Origin of the sequence: Bradyrhizobium arachidis (assembly GCF_015291705.1) — a bacterium.
Lineage (GTDB): Bacteria > Pseudomonadota > Alphaproteobacteria > Rhizobiales > Xanthobacteraceae > Bradyrhizobium > Bradyrhizobium arachidis.
In genome coordinates, this window is sequence record NZ_CP030050.1 from 9,246,690 (window position 1) to 9,264,001 (window position 17,312).

At 61.0% G+C, this 17,312-nt stretch carries 16 protein-coding genes; 3 read left to right on the plus strand and 13 right to left on the minus strand.

Going from position 1 to position 17,312, the window contains the following annotated elements:
• Positions 1-64: 64 nt before the first annotated feature.
• The 9 genes from trbL to WN72_RS43725 all read right to left on the minus strand — a co-directional run bounded on the left by trbL (position 65) and on the right by WN72_RS43725 (position 8,970).
• Positions 65-1,294: a P-type conjugative transfer protein TrbL gene (gene trbL / locus WN72_RS43685; protein ID WP_092215440.1), complete on the minus strand. Its 1,230-nt coding sequence runs from the start codon at positions 1,292-1,294 to the stop codon at positions 65-67.
• Positions 1,291-1,662, minus strand: coding sequence for a putative entry exclusion protein TrbK-alt (gene trbK-alt / locus WN72_RS43690; RefSeq protein ID WP_092215437.1), 372 nt, complete (start codon positions 1,660-1,662; stop codon positions 1,291-1,293). The genes trbL and trbK-alt overlap by 4 nt, the downstream gene beginning before the upstream one ends.
• On the minus strand, positions 1,662-2,390 hold the full coding sequence (trbJ, locus tag WN72_RS43695; protein WP_092215434.1) for a P-type conjugative transfer protein TrbJ: 729 nt from the start codon (positions 2,388-2,390) through the stop codon (positions 1,662-1,664). Before trbJ ends, trbK-alt begins: the two co-directional genes overlap by 1 nt.
• Entirely contained in the window at positions 2,387-4,828 is a 2,442-nt protein-coding gene (trbE, locus tag WN72_RS43700) for a conjugal transfer protein TrbE (RefSeq protein WP_092215430.1), read from the minus strand. Before trbE ends, trbJ begins: the two co-directional genes overlap by 4 nt.
• A 10-nt stretch (positions 4,829-4,838) precedes the next feature.
• The gene (locus WN72_RS43705; RefSeq protein WP_092215427.1) at positions 4,839-5,102 is read right to left on the minus strand and encodes a VirB3 family type IV secretion system protein; all 264 of its coding nucleotides are present in this window, start codon (positions 5,100-5,102) and stop codon (positions 4,839-4,841) included.
• Positions 5,102-5,374 (minus strand): TrbC/VirB2 family type IV secretion system protein, encoded by a 273-nt coding sequence (locus WN72_RS43710; protein WP_244486413.1) that lies wholly within the window; start codon positions 5,372-5,374, stop codon positions 5,102-5,104. Before WN72_RS43710 ends, WN72_RS43705 begins: the two co-directional genes overlap by 1 nt.
• 55 nt (positions 5,375-5,429) lie before the next feature.
• Positions 5,430-6,344 (minus strand): P-type conjugative transfer ATPase TrbB, encoded by a 915-nt coding sequence (gene trbB / locus WN72_RS43715; protein ID WP_194483057.1) that lies wholly within the window; start codon positions 6,342-6,344, stop codon positions 5,430-5,432.
• A gap of 450 nt (positions 6,345-6,794) precedes the next feature.
• The gene (locus WN72_RS43720; protein WP_092215421.1) at positions 6,795-7,679 is read right to left on the minus strand and encodes an oxidoreductase; all 885 of its coding nucleotides are present in this window, start codon (positions 7,677-7,679) and stop codon (positions 6,795-6,797) included.
• Positions 7,680-7,710: 31 nt separating this feature from the next.
• On the minus strand, positions 7,711-8,970 hold the full coding sequence (locus tag WN72_RS43725; RefSeq protein WP_092215419.1) for an MFS transporter: 1,260 nt from the start codon (positions 8,968-8,970) through the stop codon (positions 7,711-7,713).
• Positions 8,971-9,046: 76 nt separating this feature from the next.
• Between WN72_RS43725 and WN72_RS43730 the strand changes: the two genes are divergently transcribed.
• A complete protein-coding gene (locus tag WN72_RS43730; protein ID WP_092215417.1) occupies positions 9,047-9,940 on the plus strand; it encodes a LysR substrate-binding domain-containing protein in 894 nt (297 codons plus the stop codon).
• A gap of 47 nt (positions 9,941-9,987) precedes the next feature.
• On the opposite strand, the gene WN72_RS43735 is transcribed toward WN72_RS43730, so the two are convergent.
• The 4 genes from WN72_RS43735 to WN72_RS43750 form a co-directional block, all read right to left on the minus strand.
• Positions 9,988-10,413 (minus strand): ribbon-helix-helix domain-containing protein, encoded by a 426-nt coding sequence (locus tag WN72_RS43735; protein ID WP_092215416.1) that lies wholly within the window; start codon positions 10,411-10,413, stop codon positions 9,988-9,990.
• A 6-nt stretch (positions 10,414-10,419) separates the two neighbouring features.
• The gene (locus tag WN72_RS43740) at positions 10,420-12,408 is read right to left on the minus strand and encodes a conjugal transfer protein TraG (RefSeq protein ID WP_092215415.1); all 1,989 of its coding nucleotides are present in this window, start codon (positions 12,406-12,408) and stop codon (positions 10,420-10,422) included.
• A gap of 36 nt (positions 12,409-12,444) precedes the next feature.
• Positions 12,445-14,208, minus strand: a complete 1,764-nt coding sequence (locus WN72_RS43745) for a relaxase/mobilization nuclease domain-containing protein (RefSeq protein ID WP_092215413.1) — start codon at positions 14,206-14,208, stop codon at positions 12,445-12,447.
• A 544-nt stretch (positions 14,209-14,752) separates the two neighbouring features.
• Positions 14,753-15,817 carry an IS110 family RNA-guided transposase gene (locus WN72_RS43750; RefSeq protein WP_092221147.1) on the minus strand — a complete coding sequence of 355 codons (1,065 nt, stop codon included), beginning with the start codon at positions 15,815-15,817 and terminating at the stop codon, positions 14,753-14,755.
• A gap of 210 nt (positions 15,818-16,027) precedes the next feature.
• On the opposite strand from WN72_RS43750, the gene tnpA reads away from it, so the two are divergent.
• Together tnpA and tnpB are read left to right on the plus strand one after the other, a co-directional pair.
• Positions 16,028-16,903, plus strand: coding sequence for an IS66 family insertion sequence element accessory protein TnpA (gene tnpA, locus WN72_RS43755; protein ID WP_092215842.1), 876 nt, complete (start codon positions 16,028-16,030; stop codon positions 16,901-16,903).
• Positions 16,900-17,253, plus strand: coding sequence for an IS66 family insertion sequence element accessory protein TnpB (tnpB, locus tag WN72_RS43760; RefSeq protein ID WP_092215844.1), 354 nt, complete (start codon positions 16,900-16,902; stop codon positions 17,251-17,253). Before tnpA ends, tnpB begins: the two co-directional genes overlap by 4 nt.
• Positions 17,254-17,312: the final 59 nt, after the last annotated feature.

Below are 17,312 nucleotides of genomic sequence, written 5' to 3' on the forward strand. Positions count from 1 at the left end.
GTATCGAGTGATCGGTTTCAAGTCGTGCGGTGGCTCGGATTTTGAGGCGCTGCCTGGTGAGGTGTCAGCGCTCTCCTTCAGACAAATCGACGGATGAGCCGCTGCCACTATGATCGCCTGAGCGAACCGCTTGGCCGGCTGCTGATGCACCGTGCCGAATAGCCTCGGCACGCTTCATGCGTCGCGCCCAATCGGGTTGCCCTTCGGCCGAAGTGCTCGCGGCCGACGCACCGGTTTCTCCACCTCCGCCGAGTGCGGCGGCTGCACGACGCAACGGGCTCATGGCAGCCAAGGCGCCAGCTTCGGCAACGCCAGCGCTGCCTTCGCTTCGATAGGTGGCGGACGCTCCACTCAAGACGGCGCCCCCGCCGCGCGCGGCCCCAGCAATCGCGCCTCCAGCGAGACCAACACCGCCGGCGGCAAGACCCGCGCCAGCCGCAACAATGCCGCCAGCAGCAAGGCCTGTTCCAATCGCGGCGCCGGCGCCGAGTTGAGGTCCGCCCGACACCAGGCCGTTTGCGATACCCGGACCGAAGATGCCGAGGCCGAGCAAGGAAAGCGCCGCGAGCACCAGCGTCATCGCGTCTTCGATGGTCGGCTGTGCACCGCCGAAACCTGCGGTGAACTGCGAGAACAGGGTGGAGCCGATGCCGACGATGACGGCCAGGGCCAGGATCTTGATGCCGGAAGATATGACGTTGCCCAGAACGCGCTCCGCCGCGAAGGCGGTCTTGCCAAACAGCCCGAAGGGAATGAGCACGAAGCCGGCCAGTGTCGTGAGCTTGAATTCGATCAGGGTGACAAAGAGCTGGATCGCCAGAATAAAGAAGGCGAGCAGCACCACGACCCACGCGAACAGGAGAACGACGATCTGGACGAAATTCTCGAAGAAACTGATATAGCCCATCAGGTTGGAGATCGAATCAAGCAATGGTCGGCCGGCATCAAGGCCGACTTGAGCGATCTTTCCGGGCCGCAGGAAATCCGATGCGGAGAGGCTTGCGCCTGATGCTTTCAGGCCAAGACCGGCAAAGCTCTCGAAGACGATGCGCGCCAGACTGTTCCAGTTACCGATGAGGTAGGCGAAGACCCCTACGAACAGCGTCTTCTTGACGAGACGCGCGATGATGTCCTCATCAGTTCCCCAACTCCAGAACAACGCTGCGAGCGTAATGTCGATCGCAGCGAGGGTCGTTGCGAGATATCCGACATCGCTCCCCAGCAGCCCGAAGCCGTTGTCGATGTAACGCGTGAACGTTTCCAGGAACTGGTCGATGATCCCCGTACCGGTCATGGTTTGCTCACCTCAGGCGCCACCAGTTTTAGATATCCCAGCGGGATCCGGCTTTGGTCCTTTGGAAATAGCGCCACGCCGGGGGCGGAAGCGTCGTGAACAGGAGTTGCGGCACGGTCGTTCTTGCCAAAGAAGCGACGGCGGTTTTCGGCCCAAACTTGCTTGCAACGCTCAAAACCCTCTGCTTGCTCCGCAGCGACGCTGCGGCAGCGCGCGAGGTCTGAGCTGGTTGCGTCTGTCATCTGCTCCGCTTTCGGCGGCGCGAGCGACTCGACACCACCGCGAAGCTGAATTGTGCAGGCAGTGACGACCAACACACCGACTGTCGTAAGCAGCGACAACGCCCTGAAAGCCCTGATGTCGGTCATTAGTGGAACATCTGCACGTTGAATGATTGATAGCCCTGCCCCGGTGTCAGGAAGCGCCGGAGCTGTTCGCGGCCCTGGTCCTGGGCCGCCGCGCGTTGCGCGGCTTCAAGGCTTTGCGCCCTGCCCTGCGCCGTCACGACAGCCGTGAGGTCGGCGAGCTGCTGCGCGTTCAATGCCAGAATCTGATTGCCGGCCTGTGTTGCCTGCAAGGCACCGCTAGCGCCTTGGCTTGAGCTAACGAGCGCGGAGGTCTGGACGCGGTTGGTGTCGAGGTTGCTAACGATGCCGGCCTGGACACGAAGCGCGTCTTGCGTTGCGGCATAGGAATTCTGCCATCGCGATTGAGCGTTGGAGATCAGCAACTGGTTCGACTGGCTGCTAGTCGCTGGCGCGTAGCTTGTCGAGAAGGCATGATCGATCTGCTGCACGTCGTAAGCAATGCGCTGTGCCTGTGCCAGTAATTGCTGGGTCCGCTGGATCGATGATTGTAACTGCTGCAACGATGAATACGGCAGGTTTGCCAGATTCCTTGCCTGATTGATCAGCATCTGCGCCTCGTTCTGCAACGAGGTGATCTGATTATTGATCTGCTGGAGTTCCCGCGCGGCCGTCAGGACATTCTGGACGTAGTTGGTGGGATCGAAGACGATCAGCGCCCGTGCGGGCACCGTGACGCCAAGCAACAGCGCGAAGGCGACCGTGCTCGCTAATAGGCCAAGAGGTCTCATAGCGATTTCTCCAGATTGACGAGATTGGGGATCAGATCTGTCGCCCAGGCGACGCCACGATGCTTGAGCCAGGCAGGCACGAAGCCGTCGGGTCCATGTTCGGCGATGAGTTGCGTGATGGCGGCCTGGTCTGTCTTGGAAGAGGCCGCGGTAAACGCGAGCGCAACCTCACCAAGGCCAAGTTCGAACATCCGATTGCCCCGACGCGACTGGCAATAGTAGTCGCGCTTTGGCGTTGCCCGGCTCAGAAGTTCGATTTGGCGGTCATTGAGGCCGAAGCGGCGGTAGATGGCAGTGATCTGCGGTTCGATCGCCCGTTCGTTCGGCAGCAACAAGCGCGTTGGGCAGCTTTCGATGATTGCCGACGCAATCGCTGAGCCATCAATGTCCGAAAGCGACTGTGTGGCGAAGATGACGGACGCGTTCTTCTTCCGAAGCGTCTTCAGCCATTCCCGGAGCTGCCCCGCAAAATCCTCGTCATCGAGGGCAAGCCAACCCTCATCGACAATCAGGAGTGTCGGCCGGCCATCGAGACGATCACCAACCCGATGGAAGAGGTACGCCAGCACGGCCGGCGCCGCACTCGTTCCGATCAAGCCTTCGGTCTCAAACGCCTGGACCGACGCCTCGCCGAGACGTTCGAATTCGGCATCAAGCAAGCGCCCGGACGGACCGCCGAGGCAGTATGGTTGCAAGGCGCGTTTCAAAGAGTTCGATTGGAGCAGGACTGACAGGCCCGTGAGGGTGCGCTCCTCCCTCGGCGCCGAAGCGAGAGATGTCAGCGCCGACCACAGATGATCCTTGACCTCCGGGGTGATCTCGACCTTTTCCCGTGTCAGGATCGCGCCGATCCATTCCGTCGCCCATCCGCGCTCTGAAGGATCGTCGATCCAAGCCAGCGGCTGCAGGGCAACGGGGTTTTCGTCCCCGTCTGACAAGGCACCACCCAAATCGTGCCAGTCGCCACCCATGGCGAGCGCGGCCGCCCGGATCGAACCGCCGAAATCGAACGCAAAGATCTGAGAGTTCGGGTAACGGCGGAACTGCAGCGCCATCAGCGCGAGCAGCACCGACTTGCCAGCGCCTGTCGGCCCCACCACAAGGGTATGACCGACGTCGCCGACGTGGAGTGAAAACCGGAACGGCGTCGATCCCTCGGTCTTGCCGAACAAAAGCGGCGGCCCCTTGAAGTGAAGGTCCCGCGCCTCACCCGCCCATACGGCCGACATCGGAATCATATGAGCGAGGTTGAGGGTCGATACCGGTGGCTGCCGCACGTTCGCATAGACATGCCCCGGCAGGCTGCCAAGCCAGGCTTCGACGGCGTTCACCGTCTCGATCATGCAGGTGAAATCGCGGCCCTGAATGACCTTCTCGACCAACCTCAGCTTTTCGTCGGCTGCACCGGGATCGCCGTCCCACACGGTGATGGTCGCCGTGACAAAGGCCTGTCCGATCTGATCCGACCCCAGTTCCTGCAAAGCCGCGTCGGCATCTATCGCCTTGTTGTGAGCGTCGGTATCGAGCAACGTCGATGCCTCGTTGGTCACGACTTCCTTGAGGATGGCGCCGATGGACTTTCTCTTGGCGAACCACTGGCGGCGGATTTTGGTCAGCAGCTTGGTGGCGTCGGCCTTGTCGAGCATGATCGCGCGGGTCGACCAGCGATACGAAAACGCCAGGCGATTCAGGTCGTCCAGAATTCCCGGGGTCGTCGCGCCCGGAAAGCCGATGATCGTCAGAACCCGCACGTTCGCTGAACCCAACATCGGCTCGAGCCCTCCGGTCAACGGCTGGTCGGCCAAGAGTGCGTCGATGTACATGGGAACTTCGGGCACCCGAACGTGATGACGCTTGGTCGAGATCGTCGAGTGCAGATAAGTCAGCGTGTCCTGATCATCGAGCCAGGTGCATTCCGGCATGAACCCTTCGACGAGTTGAAGCACACGGTTTGTTTGGTCGATAAACCCGCGAAGCACCTCGCGCGCGTCGGCTCCGACGGTACGGTCGCGACCTTCGTAAAGTAGTTGCTCTGCCCTGGCGGCCCCCTCCTCTGGAGGCAGATAGAGTAAGGTCAGGAAGTAGCTGGACTCATAATGGGCACCCGCCTCCTCGAACTGCGCCCTGCGTTCCGCGTCAACCAGCGCAGACGCGACATCCGGAAAGGAGTTAGGCGGGTAGGTCCCAGCAAAATGACGCTGCGCCTCGACGAATACGGCCCATCCTGATCCCAGGCGACGCAAGGCGTTATTCAAGCGACCCGCGACGGCAACGAGTTCAGCCGGCACTGCGCTGTCGAGGTCGGGTCCTCGGAACTTTGCTGTCCGCTGGAACGAGCCGTCCTTGTTCAGGACGATTCCTTCGTCGACAAGGGCTGCCCAGGGCAGGAAGTCGGCGAGACGCGCGTTGGAATGACGATATTCTGCAAGGTTCATCATGACCGAGTACTCAGAGATTGAGATGACCGGGAATGCGCAGATGTCGGCGCACCACGTCGACAAAGGCGGAATCGCGTTTGGCGGCCCAGACGGCGGCCATGTGGCCGATGAACCAGAGGACAAGACCGGCGATCCAGAGCCGAAGTCCGAGACCCAGGGCTGCTGCAAGCGTGCCGTTGACGATCGCAACCGACCGCGGCGCGCCGCCCATCAGGATTGGCTCGGTGAGTGCGCGATGAACGGGCACGAAAAGGCCTGTGACCGGGTCATCCATCAGATCACCACGCCGCCGCCGAAGGAGAAGAACGACAGGAAGAAGCTCGAGGCTGCGAACGCGATCGACAGACCGAACACGATCTGGATCAGCCTGCGGAAACCACCTGACGAGTCCCCGAACGCGAGCGTGAGCCCGGTCACCACGATGATGATGACGGCGATGATCTTGGCGACCGGACCTTCAACCGACTGCAAGATCTGATTGAGTGGCTGTTCCCACGGCATGTTCGAGCCGGCCGCCCATGCCGGTGCCGACGCCAAAAGAACCATCCCGGATACGGCTAGTGATGCGGCATCTCGACGAAAACAAAATTGCTGACGCATGTCAGTCTCCTGCTGATGAAAGGCTGTAGTCGCCGGCGGCCCCAAGCCCCGTGACGAGGGCGAGCTCAACGAGGCGACGGTCAACGCCGCGCCCCGCAAGCACAGCAACGAGGTTGATGGTCTCGGCGATGAGGGCACGCGGAACCGTGATGACGGCTTCCTGAATGAGCTGCTCGAGCCGCCTCAGCGCACCGAGCGCGGTGCCTGCATGAATGGTCCCGATGCCACCGGGATGGCCGGTACCCCAAGCCTTGAGTAAATCAAGCGCTTCGGCGCCGCGGACTTCGCCAACCGGGATGCGGTCAGGACGCAGGCGCAGCGAGGAGCGAACGAGGTCCGACAGCGTGGCCACGCCATCTTTGGTCCGCAAAGCTACAAGATTGGGCGCTTTGCACTGAAGCTCGCGGGTATCTTCGATCAGCACGACTCGATCAGCAGTCTTTGCAACCTCGGCCAGGAGCGCGTTCGTCAAGGTTGTCTTGCCGGTCGATGTCCCACCGGCGACGAGGATGTTTTTCCGTGCTGCGACCGCGTCCTTCAGGGTCCTGGCCTGCTCCGAGGTCAGGATCCCCCTGGCGACGTAGTCGTCGAGCGTAAACACGGCGACGGCCGGTTTGCGGATAGCAAAGGCCGGTGCCGCAACGACCGGAGGCAAAAGGCCTTCGAATCGCTCACCAGTTCCAGGCAGTTCTGCCGAAACCCGTGGCGCGCCGGCATGCACCTCGGCGCCTACGTGATGCGCGACCAGGCGAACAATGCGCTCGCCATCCTCTGCGGACAGAGTTTCGCCTGTGTCGATCAGACCATTCGACAATCGGTCGATCCACAATCGCCCATCCGGGTTGAGCATCACCTCGATGACCGCCTCGTCATCAAGGTAGCCGGCAATCGCAGAGCCAAGCGCGCTGCGCAGCATTCGCGCACCGCGCGAACTCGCTTCCGATTGAATGGAATGGATTGCCACTGTTCGCCCCCACCGAATGAAGACGTCCAACGGGCGTCCTCACATGGGGATGATTAGAAAAAGCACCGGCAGACTTAGCGCAACAAGCTCTTTCGGCAATCGTAGGCAAGCGTAGAAAAAGAAAGATTGAGAACTGGAATTTGACAGCCGCTTAGTCGCCGATCATCATCCCCAGGCAAGACGGAGTGACGGATTGGTAGCGGAACGGACTGATTGCAATCTATACCTCAAAGCCCCTAGACTTTCCGTTCACGGTTGGCGATCGTCTGCAGTAGTGCCAGATTTTTATCCTCGAGCCGGTCGGGGCTAATGGTCTTGGACACCAGCGCTCTCGAAATCCACATTACGTAGCGCCGATTTTCCCGCGTAACAGCAGAATTGATGACTGAGACTGCAATTGAATCATCCTGGTCCGTCACTTGCTGCTGCCAAAAGCGCCACGACTACATCGCTAACAGGAGTGGCGATGCCGTGAGCTTTGCCTCGACGGAGTATAACGCCGTTTCGAGTTTGCCACTCAAGTGGGCGGTTGGCGTTGCGATCGGCGAGAATGGATGTTCCCATGTCAGGTGGATTGGCTTGGAAACTGTCAACGATTTCGTCGGGCACCTCATCGCCCAAGATCGCGCCCTCCGCTCTCGCCACTTCGAGGCATTCTCGGAGATATTGCGTAGCCAGGTGAGCGATGTCGGCGCGCCGGAACATGCCCGAGCGACGGCCGCTAAGCACCATCAATCCTGCTGCCGCGTTCTGTAGAAGTTTGCGCCAGGCAAGAGACACAAAATTTGGATCTAGCTCTACGGAGCAAAAAGAGCCGCGGAGCGCCTCAAGCACAATGCGGGATCCGGAGTCCTCCGGCAATGTTAGGCGAGCTCCACCACGCAACCAAATGGAACCGTCTGGTTGGGCTTGCGCCGGAAACCAAACGATCGAAGGAACGACGGAGCGACAAGGCGCTAAAGGCGAGATTGCCGATACTTGCTCGACGCCATTCTGCAACACGCAGACGACCGTATCCTGATGGCATAGCGCCGCCAACCACGGCGCGGCAGCTCCGATTTGTGTTGCCTTCACCGCGAAGAAGACAAGATCGGCCGGGCTCTTGATCTGGCTCGGATCAATCTGCACTGGACCGGGTATTTGCACCAAACCGTTCGTGTCTTGTAACTCTAAGCGCTCGCGAGCCGAGCGACCGCATAGCATGGGCGCTTGACCAACCTGCTGTAGCGCAGCGGCGATGGTGGTGCCGATCGCTCCCGGGCCGACAATGGCGATCCTTTTATTCATGCCTGATGTCGCTCTTCCTGTGGATTGGTTTTCATTTCGTGAATGCTCCTGCATCGGAGGGAGTGGGACTGAGAGCTGATTTATTCTCAGGCATAGGTGGAGCGGGAGTTGTCAGATACGGCCTCAAAGCCAACACGAGCGGCACGATCAGCGCCGCCGTTGCCGCCGCGGCAAGCACGCCAATTGTCTGGGTGCTGTGATCGGCGATCACGCCATAGAGGATCGGCGCGACACCCCCAGAGCCAATGACGCTTGTGTAGAAGATGGCAAAGGATCGCCCGGTGTCGCCCTTGGAAAGTTCAGGCACCGTGCCATAGAGCACCGACGACGTCCCATTGAGGACAACGCCAAGCAAAGGCAGCAGAACAAGCGTAAGTGTCAGCGACGTGCCCAGCGTCACCCCGATGAGCAAAGCTGTAGCAACTTCCGTGGTCACAACGCTGCCGACCACTCCTACTCGTTCGGCGAGCCATCCACACGTTGCCTTTCCGAGGGCGCCACCTGTGAAAAGCAGGGCAAGCGCAAGACCGACTTCTGATGACCCGCCGTGCTGTCCGTGGATGAGAAATGGCAGGAATAGGAGGTAACCCATGCGGACCGCTGTATCGAGCGCGCCAATCGTTGTCAGAATGCTGAAGCCGCCGCGTCGACCACCGGTCGCTGTCCTTTTTGCCGCACGATCTGATTGAACGACTGCGGGTATCAGCGCTAACAAGACGATCGACAAACAGAAGCCAAGTACGGCCATCAAGCCTAGGACTGAACGCCAGGCGATGATGGGTAAGAGTAGTGCGACAAGAGCGGGCAGCACCGCTTTTCCGAGATCACCTGAGAAATTATAGATACTCAGGGCGCGTCGAGGATCCTCTCCAGAACTGGTTGTAACCAGCGCTGAGCCGCGAGGATGCTGAATGCTCGATCCAATGCCAGCCACGACCAAGCCGATGCAAAGCCCCGAAAAACCGAACGGGAGCGTTGCGACGATCAGTCCGATCGAAGCGAAAAGGGTCGACAGGATCAATGACGTGCGCGGGGATAAGCGCCGAAGCGCTCGGTCGACCGGAATTTGAGCGACGCCCATTGTCCCGAAATAGACGGCGCGCACGACGGCAAGTGTCGCATAGGAGAGGCCGAACTGAGCCTGCCAGACCGGGAGGAAGGCATATAACCCGTCTGTATAACCGTCATGCAGTGCGTGGGTGAGACAGGCGGCCAATAAGCCACGCCGCCTGCTTGGCGCCAATGAACTTGAGCCTGCCGATTTCTTCCAGGCGATGAACGATTTCGTCATTCGGGAGAGTTTGGCTCTTGCGTACCGCCCGAGCAAACCAGTAATTCTGGCAAATGACTTTAGCTGAGCTATCTTGATGCCGCGTTTGCTTCCTCCCATGAATGCCATCCGTGCTTTCGAAGCCGCTGGGCGCCTCGGCAGCTTCAAATCGGCGGCTGGAGAACTCGGGGTAACACAAGGAGCAATCAGCCAGCAGATCCGCCTCCTGGAGAACTGGTTGCGTGCGCCGCTCTTTGAGCGGCAAAATCGTCGTGTTGTGCTCACACCGGCCGGCCATGCCTATCTTCACGAAGTTGGAGAAGCATTGGCTCGTATAGCGTCGGCGACCGTGAAATACGGCGAAATCGACGCGACGATATTGCGCGTTAACGCACCAGCTACTTTTTCCTTACGCTGGCTCGTGCCTAAGATTGCGGACTTCCAAACTCAGCACCCGCAGATAAGGGTTCGAATCGAAACCTCGAACATCCCGATCGATGCTTTAGCGGAACGCGCCGATGTCGTCATCCGGGGAGGCCCGGATGCATTTCATGATTATTGGGTTCGTCCATTCCTCTCGGAAACGAGATTACCTGTTTGCAGTCCAGAACTGCTAAACAGGTTGCCTCTAGGCCACACCGTCGACTTAAGGCGACACACGCTGCTCCACACGCTCAGTTTGCCGAGACTATGGCACGACTGGCTATCCGAAGCGGGCACGCCTGATCTGGAAGCCACAGCAGATCTTGTTCTCGACCACTTTTATCTCACACTCCAAGCTGCGCTGGATGGGGTTGGGGTCGCGATGGGACCAACGGCCTTAGTGGCGGAGGACCTGGCGGCGGGGCGACTCGTGACGCCATTTTCTGGTCCAGCGCTACGTGCGCGTGAATATTGCACGTACGTGCCGAAGACGCTTCAAACAGACACTCGAACGCTCGCCTTCTGCTCTTGGCTTGAACAACGAGGGAACATGAAAGGATCTATTTGAGCCTCCCGGAAGGCGGACCTTATAACGACAGGCTCAGAGAAGCTCTGTTAGGCTTCTTCCGCGGTTTCCGGACGGAGGAAGTCATTTGGAATCTCGCGCAGAAAGCTTTGCCCCTTTTGCAGACGACGCCCGAGCGCCTCGACAAATCCTTCAAACCGCTCCCGACCCTTTGCCTGCGCGGCCCCCTGCGCGTCGTTGGGTAGCGGCGGCGTGATCGTTAGCCAGAAACGAATGAAGAGCGCCAAGCTTTCGGCCGTCAAACCCACGTCGCGCTCCAGCCTCTGCATCTGACGCGACAGCCGGTCGAGGCGCCGGGCGAACGCTGCCTCCCGCCTGTCCGCTCCGTCCGGCGACAGAAACGAAGCAACCGCCGCTTCCACGATCGCGGACCGAGAAAGCTTCTTGCGATCGGCGAGCTCCGTGATCTGTTTCAGAAGCTCAGGCGGGAAATAGACGTTCATCCGGTCGCGCATATTGCCTCAAAACTCCATACCGTCATTCGGGTCCATGGCGACTTGACGGGCGACACCGCGCATCTGTTGGCGTATGAGCCGGGACTGACGGACCGCATCCTCCTCGTCGTCGAGAACGACTGCAAATTCCTCTGCCGGCGTCGGTTCGGCCGTCTCCTTGGCGATCGCGACGTGATCGGGCAGTTCGGGCTCACGACGGAGTCCGCTGTTCGCCGTGTCTCCCTCGGCCTCAGGAGCTTTGTCAGTTGGACCTGCCGTCGGCTTCAGAGGTCCGAGCGCTGACCATCCGTCTGTTCGCGATGATCGGCCGGCGCTCGCCGGATCGGGCGGCGGCAGAACCCGCTCGTTGAACCGCCGATCCTCGTAGTAGCGGACCTTCTTCGCCCGGATCGGCGCCGTCCCCGCCACCATGACGATCTCGTCCATCGGCGGAAGCTGCATGACCTCACCCGGGGTCAGCAGCGGCCTTGCCGTCTCCTGGCGCGAGACCATCAGGTGCCCCAGCCAGGGGTTCAACCTATGACCAGCGTAGTTCTTCATCGCCCTCATCTCGGTTGCCGTACCGAGCGCGTCGGATACCCGCTTGGCGGTCCGCTCGTCGTTGGTCGCGAAGCTTACCCGGACATGGCAGTTGTCGAGGATCGCGTTGTTTGGCCCGTAGGCCTTCTCGATCTGATTGAGCGATTGCGCGATCAAGAAGCTCTTAATGCCGTACCCCGCCATGAAGGCGAGCGCAGACTCGAAGAAATCTAGCCGCCCGAGTGCCGGGAACTCGTCGAGCATCATCAGGACTCGATGCCGGCGGTCACTGGCATGCAAATCCTCGGTCAGGCGCCGGCCAATCTGGTTCAGCACCAGGCGGATCAAAGGCTTGGTCCGCGAGATATCGGAGGGCGGCACGACGAGATAGAGTGTCGTCGGGCGGCTGTCTGCGATCAGATCGGCAATCCTCCAGTCACAGCGGCAGGTCACCTGGGCTACGACGGGATCGCGGTACAACCCGAGGAACGACATCGCGGTGGACAGGACGCCGGAACGTTCATTCTCGGATTTGTTGAGGAGTTCGCGCCCGGTCGAGGCGACCACAGGATGGGCGCCCTGCTCACCAAGATGCGCGGTAGTCATCATCGCCTTCAGCGTCGCCTCGATGGGTCGCTTCGGGTCGGACAGAAAGCCCGCCACGCCGGCCAGGGTCTTGTCCGCCTCGGCATAGAGGACATGGAGGATAGCGCCGACCAGGAGCGAATGACTGGTCTTCTCCCAATGGTTCCGCTTGTCGAGGGAGCCTTCGGGGTCGACCAGGACATCGGCGACGTTCTGGACGTCGCGAACCTCCCATTCCCCGCGCCGGACTTCGAGGAGCGGATTGTAGGCTGAGGACTTTGGGTTGGTGGGGTCGAACAACAGGACGCGGCCATGCCGCGAGCGGAAGCCCGCGGTCAGTTGCCAGTTCTCGCCCTTGATGTCGTGAACGATGGCCGAGCCAGGCCAGGCCAGCAACGAAGGAACAACGAGGCCGACACCCTTGCCGGACCGGGTGGGCGCAAAACACAATACGTGCTCTGGTCCGTCATGTCGGAGGTAGTCTCGGTCGAGCTTACCTAGCACCACACCGTCAGGACCGAGAAGTCCAGCCGCCCGCACCTCCTCCAGCCCAGCCCAGCGCGCCGAACCATAGGTCTCGACATTCTTGGCTTCACGCGCCCGCCACACCGACATGCCGATCGCCGCCGCGATCGAAACGAAGGTCCCCGACGCCGCGATGAAGGCGCCCTCGACAAAAACCTGTGGCGCATAGGCATCGTAGACGAACCACCACCAGAAGAAGACGGGCGGGTAATAGATCTTGAAGCCCAGCAGTTCGAACCACGGTCGCCCAAGCTCCGGTTGCCAGGCGAGCCGCCAAGCCGTCCACTGGGTGGCTCCCCAGATGGCCAGTAAAACGATCAGGCCGACGACGATCACCTGTCCCCAGAGGATTTTAGTTCCAGACATCGCGAATGCCCTTCCGCAACTGAATTGGCGAGATTGCTAGAGGCCGAGGTCGCGCTTGCGACCAAAGCCCCATTCGATGCCACCGCCGTCCTTCACGACTCCGGTGACGTGTTGACCGAGCCTCTTCTCGAGTTCGCGCGACCAGGGCACGAGCTGGAAGCCGAGCCCATTGTCGATCATGGCAAAGCGTCCCGAAGCGAGCGTCAGACGCTGGCGATATGTGCCCCCCACGTGCTCACCCGAGTCAGACTTCATGTAAGGGAGGCGCGTGTCGGCCGAGACCTTTGCGGCTACTTCGTCCAGTTCGCGTCTGCGCAACGTGTCCAGGAGATCGCGCTGCAGGATGATGCGTTGGCCCTGCCGCCGCGCCAGGCCCTCCTGGATCAGATGCTCGGTACGGGCTTCCATGGCGTCGCGGGTCTCGCGGCCGAATCCGCCCATGGCGAGCGGCATAGGGGCGCGTTCGACAAGCCTATGGTCGAGCCAGGTCACGCCTTTCGCGGCAACCTGCTCGGCAAGATCGAGATCGGAGCGGAGTGCCAGGACCATGGTCGGCCGCGGATCGCCGGTTTGACCCACGCGTCGTACCTCGACGATTCCGCCGATCGGCGGTCCGTGGTCGAAAGCCTCAAGGCCTCGAAAGCGCACATGGTGCGCCCGTCCGTCAGTCCCGTCGATCAGGGCATAGGCCTCGCCGGTGAGTTCGTCATGCAGTCCACGGGCGACCAGTCGTCCGATGATCTGGGACGTCGGCTGCCCTCCTTCAATGACGTAATCGGCGATGCCGCGGGCTTCCCCGCGGTCGGTAAAGGCGCGGTGCATGGTCTTGATGATGTCGCCGCGCATGCCGAGGTCGCGCAAGCTTCGCTCGGCCTCAAGCCCGACCATCCATTCCCCTGACGCGGCGGGTGCGGCAAGGCCCATCTTCTCCAAGTGTTGAAGGCGGCCGATCATCAGGCGCCTGATCTCGGGATCGGACTTGCCAGGATTCTCCGGGCGAAAGTCAATGTAGCCGGCCTCGTCAGCCGCCAGTCGGATTTCTCGGTCGAGCCGGGTCCATCGTTCCGCCGTGACCTCCATCTCCAGCGAGTTGCGGATTTCGTGCTCCGGCTTTGGCCCCAGTTCGATGGCGACCAGTTCCTCGGCACGTGAGCGCAGACCCTGGCTGATATAGTCGCGGGAGATCACGAGGTCCGCTCCCTCCTCATCTACTCCCCGAACGAGAAGATGGACGTGGGGGTTGTCGGTATTCCAATGGTCGACAGCCACCCAATCGAGCCGTGTGCCAAGATCGGTCTCCATCTGCCGGGCGAGATCGCGGGTGAAGGCCTTCAGGTCGGTCATGTCGCCGGCGTCCTCGGGCGAGACGATGAACCGGAAATGATGCCGGTCGTCCTTGCACCGTTCCGCGAAAGCCGCGCTATCGGCACGATCACTGCCGGCATCAAACATCTCGGCCCGTTCACCGCTCCGGGTCACGCCGTCGCGCTTCAGATACGAGAGGTGGGCGGTCAGCGGTGCCGAACGAAAGGCTCGGTCCTTATGACGAACCACGCGCGCCTTCACCACAACGCGCCGCGTCGGGCTGAACAACCTTGCGCGGCTAAACGCGAGGCGCCCGCGGCCGAACGTCGAGCGCCCATAGGCCGCAGCACGCCGGCCCGCAGCGGCCTGTCCCGAGGTGTGTCCTGCCTTCTTCGCTGCCCGCAGCACTTGGTTGATGAAGCTCTTGGACTTCGGCGCGCGGGTACTGCGGATGCGCCCAGGCCGAACACGCAGATCGCTGTCGCCCGCGCTCACGGCAGGGCCAAACGATCAAAAGCACGCACGGTGCCGAAAACGCCTTTGATTGCATTCGTCAAAATGCAAGGCGCGGCACGCGCCCCGACCGACCGGCACGTCAGAACCCAAGCCATGCCAATGGCTTGCGGTTCGACAGGCGAGCCCCTTTTATCTCGCCTTCCTAATCGGGCGGGCAAAGTCAACTCATTCCTAGGTTTTTCCTCGAGTCCTCGCAAAATAAGCATCGCTGCTTCCCTCCATCTACGACGCACAAACGTCACCACACCGCGTTGCAGTGGCCTTCACCAGGCGGGGTCCATGCGTTCCTTCGCGTTCAGCACTTCGGCCGTCGCATGCTCTTCATCAGGTTCGTGAACAGGGCTGTCCAAGCAGTCCGGCGCTCTCGTCCCCGAAGGGCGGCAGCAGGCAAGAGATAGCGGACATTCCCCGTTTCGCGGCCCCGCCAGGGGACGCTCACCGCGCGCGCGGATCTCTAATTTCGTTCCCTCCTCAACATGCTGGGAGTAGTCCCAGCGCCTTCCTATGCTCGTCTATGTAGCTGCTACTGCGCCGGCTTTAGGCGCAGCCGTTGCGTGATCTTGGCACCGAATCCGACGTGGAAATCGGTCTCGCTGACCCACATCCGGTGGAGAATACCCGCGAGCTTTCGCGCGACCGCGGCTATCGCACACAGCATGCTCGACCGCTTGGCAATTCGCAGGCCCCACGCCCGCAATGCCGACCATTTTCTGACCCGTAGCAGCAGACTTGCGGCAGCTTCACACAGCGCCTCCCTCACGGAGATATCGCCTTGTTTGCTGATGCGCCCCTCAAAATCGATCGACGTCCCGGACTGGTGGCGCTTCGGCGTCAGGCCAAAATGGGCGCCCACCGTGCGGGATCGGGCAAAGCGATGAGGGTCATCAACGCCGACTTTGAATGACAAGGCAACGACCGGACCGACGCCTGGAACCGTCATCAGACGCCGGCAAACAGGATCATGCTGGACCACCTGCAGGAGCACACGATGCAGCCGATCGTAACCTTCGAGGAGGGCGCGACGCACGTCCAGCATGACCTGGATCGACATCACAAAAATCGGGTCGCTGTGCTCGATCAGCTCGCGGATGCGGGCCTCAAAGGCACCTCTCGCGACCGCTCCGACGAGCAATCCATAGGCCCGCAGTGCGCCCCGAACATGGTTCTCGAGGTCGATCAATTTGCGCTTGAGCAGCTTCCGGTTCGTCAGCAGCGTGCGCATTTTTTGCATGTCGATATTCTTGACATGCACGGCGCGGTACCAGCCCAACCGCATCATTTGCGCGATGCCGCGCGCATCGTTTCGGTCGGTTTTGTTGCGCATTGTCGATAGCGAAACGCGCATGTGGCGCGCCTCCACGACAATGATTGGAAGCCCGGCTGACTGCAGTTCGCGATACAGCCAGATACCCAGCGATGACGCCTCGACCCCGACCCTATCGAGGCGATCCGCGTAACCCTCCACAGCGGAGCGGATCGCCTCTGGCTCCGTGCTGACCTTAACTTCGCGGATCGTAAGACCCTCGCTATCGACGATGCAAACGCTGGTTTCTTCAAGGCCGACGTCCAATCCAACGTACAGTTTCATCGGAGCTCTCCTGTGTGGCAACGACCTTCCAAGTCGTTGCACCAGGCTCCGGATTCGGCCACGGCCGTCTTATTCCCGTGCACCGATCTCTCGAAGCCCGATTTGAAGAGCCGTCCTGCCGTCGTGGTGTAAGCGTCCGAATCCTGCACGACTTTCCGAGAGTGCGTCGTCGTTCCATATCGGGTTCCTTGCTGCATTGGAGGATCTCCGGTGGGTACGGAATATTTCAAGAACGAAGCGCGTCGTTCTTTTTGGTCGGTACACGTTGAAGCGTGGCGGCGAAGCGGTCTCAGCAAGCGCAAATACTGTCGTCAGCACCGTCTCAGTGGCGGCACATTCGATCGCTGGCTGCAGCATCTGGTTGACGCCGAGACGTTGAAAATGCGCGCCGAATTGCGTCGCGAGGAACGTCGGGAGCGGCTCCGCAAGAAGCGGGCTCCAGTGTCGAAGGACCTCCGCTGCAGAGCCGTGCAAGCGTTCTGGGCGATGCACGTTGAAGCGATGAGGTGGTGCGGACTGAGCATGCAAGCGTATGCCCGGGCACATGGCATATCGCAGCACAGCCTGCGGCGGTGGCGCGATCTGATCGACGCCAATGAGGTTGAAATCGACTGGCGGACGCACCTTCATCCGAGTGCCCGCCCACTAATAAGCACTAGTGTTAGCAGCGCTGCTAAGGGGTCTCGCATCAGAAGTCGCTTGACGGATGCACCAACCGTCGATCCGCCGAGCGACGGACGCGCCAACCGGCGTCGCTTCAGTGACGAGGAAAAGCTCGCGATAGTGACCGAGTCCGAGCTCCCCGACGCCACCGCCGCCGAGGTTTGCCGGCGCCACGGCATCGTCACCAGCATGTTGTTCCGGTGGCGGGTCCAGTTCGGGTTCAGCAAGCGGGTGCGGGCTAAGTTGGCGGCTGTGAAGGTCGCCGGAGCGCAATCCGCAACGCTCGTCCTGAACGATCTGTTACAGCCGCCCGACGGCATGACGGCTATCGAATTGGACGATGGGCGTCGCGTCTTCGCACCGGTCGGCAGCGATCCGGATGCAGTCCGTCGCCACGTCATTGAGCAGGAGACCGCTCGATGATGATCGTGCCGGCCGGCGTAAAAGTGCATTTGGCTTTGGGGTATACCGACATGCGCAAGGGCCTGGATGGCCTCGCCGCGCTCGTTCAGGAACAACTCAAGAAGGATCCATTCTCCGGCCACCTGTTTGCCTTCCGAGGCAAGAAGGCAAGCACGCTGAAGATCCTGTTCTGGGACGGCAGCGGGCTTTGCCTGTTCAGTAAGAGGCTCGACCAGGGCGGCTTCATCTGGCCGAGAATGAGCGATCCCGGCGGCACCGTGACGCTGTCCCCGGCACAGCTTGCCATGCTGATCGAAGGCATCGATTGGCGCACACCCGAGCGTCGATGGCGACCGGCCATCGCGGGTTGAATCGCAAAAACCCGCATAGAATATAGCGAAGTTGCTTCGTCGAATCAGCGTGTCCGAGT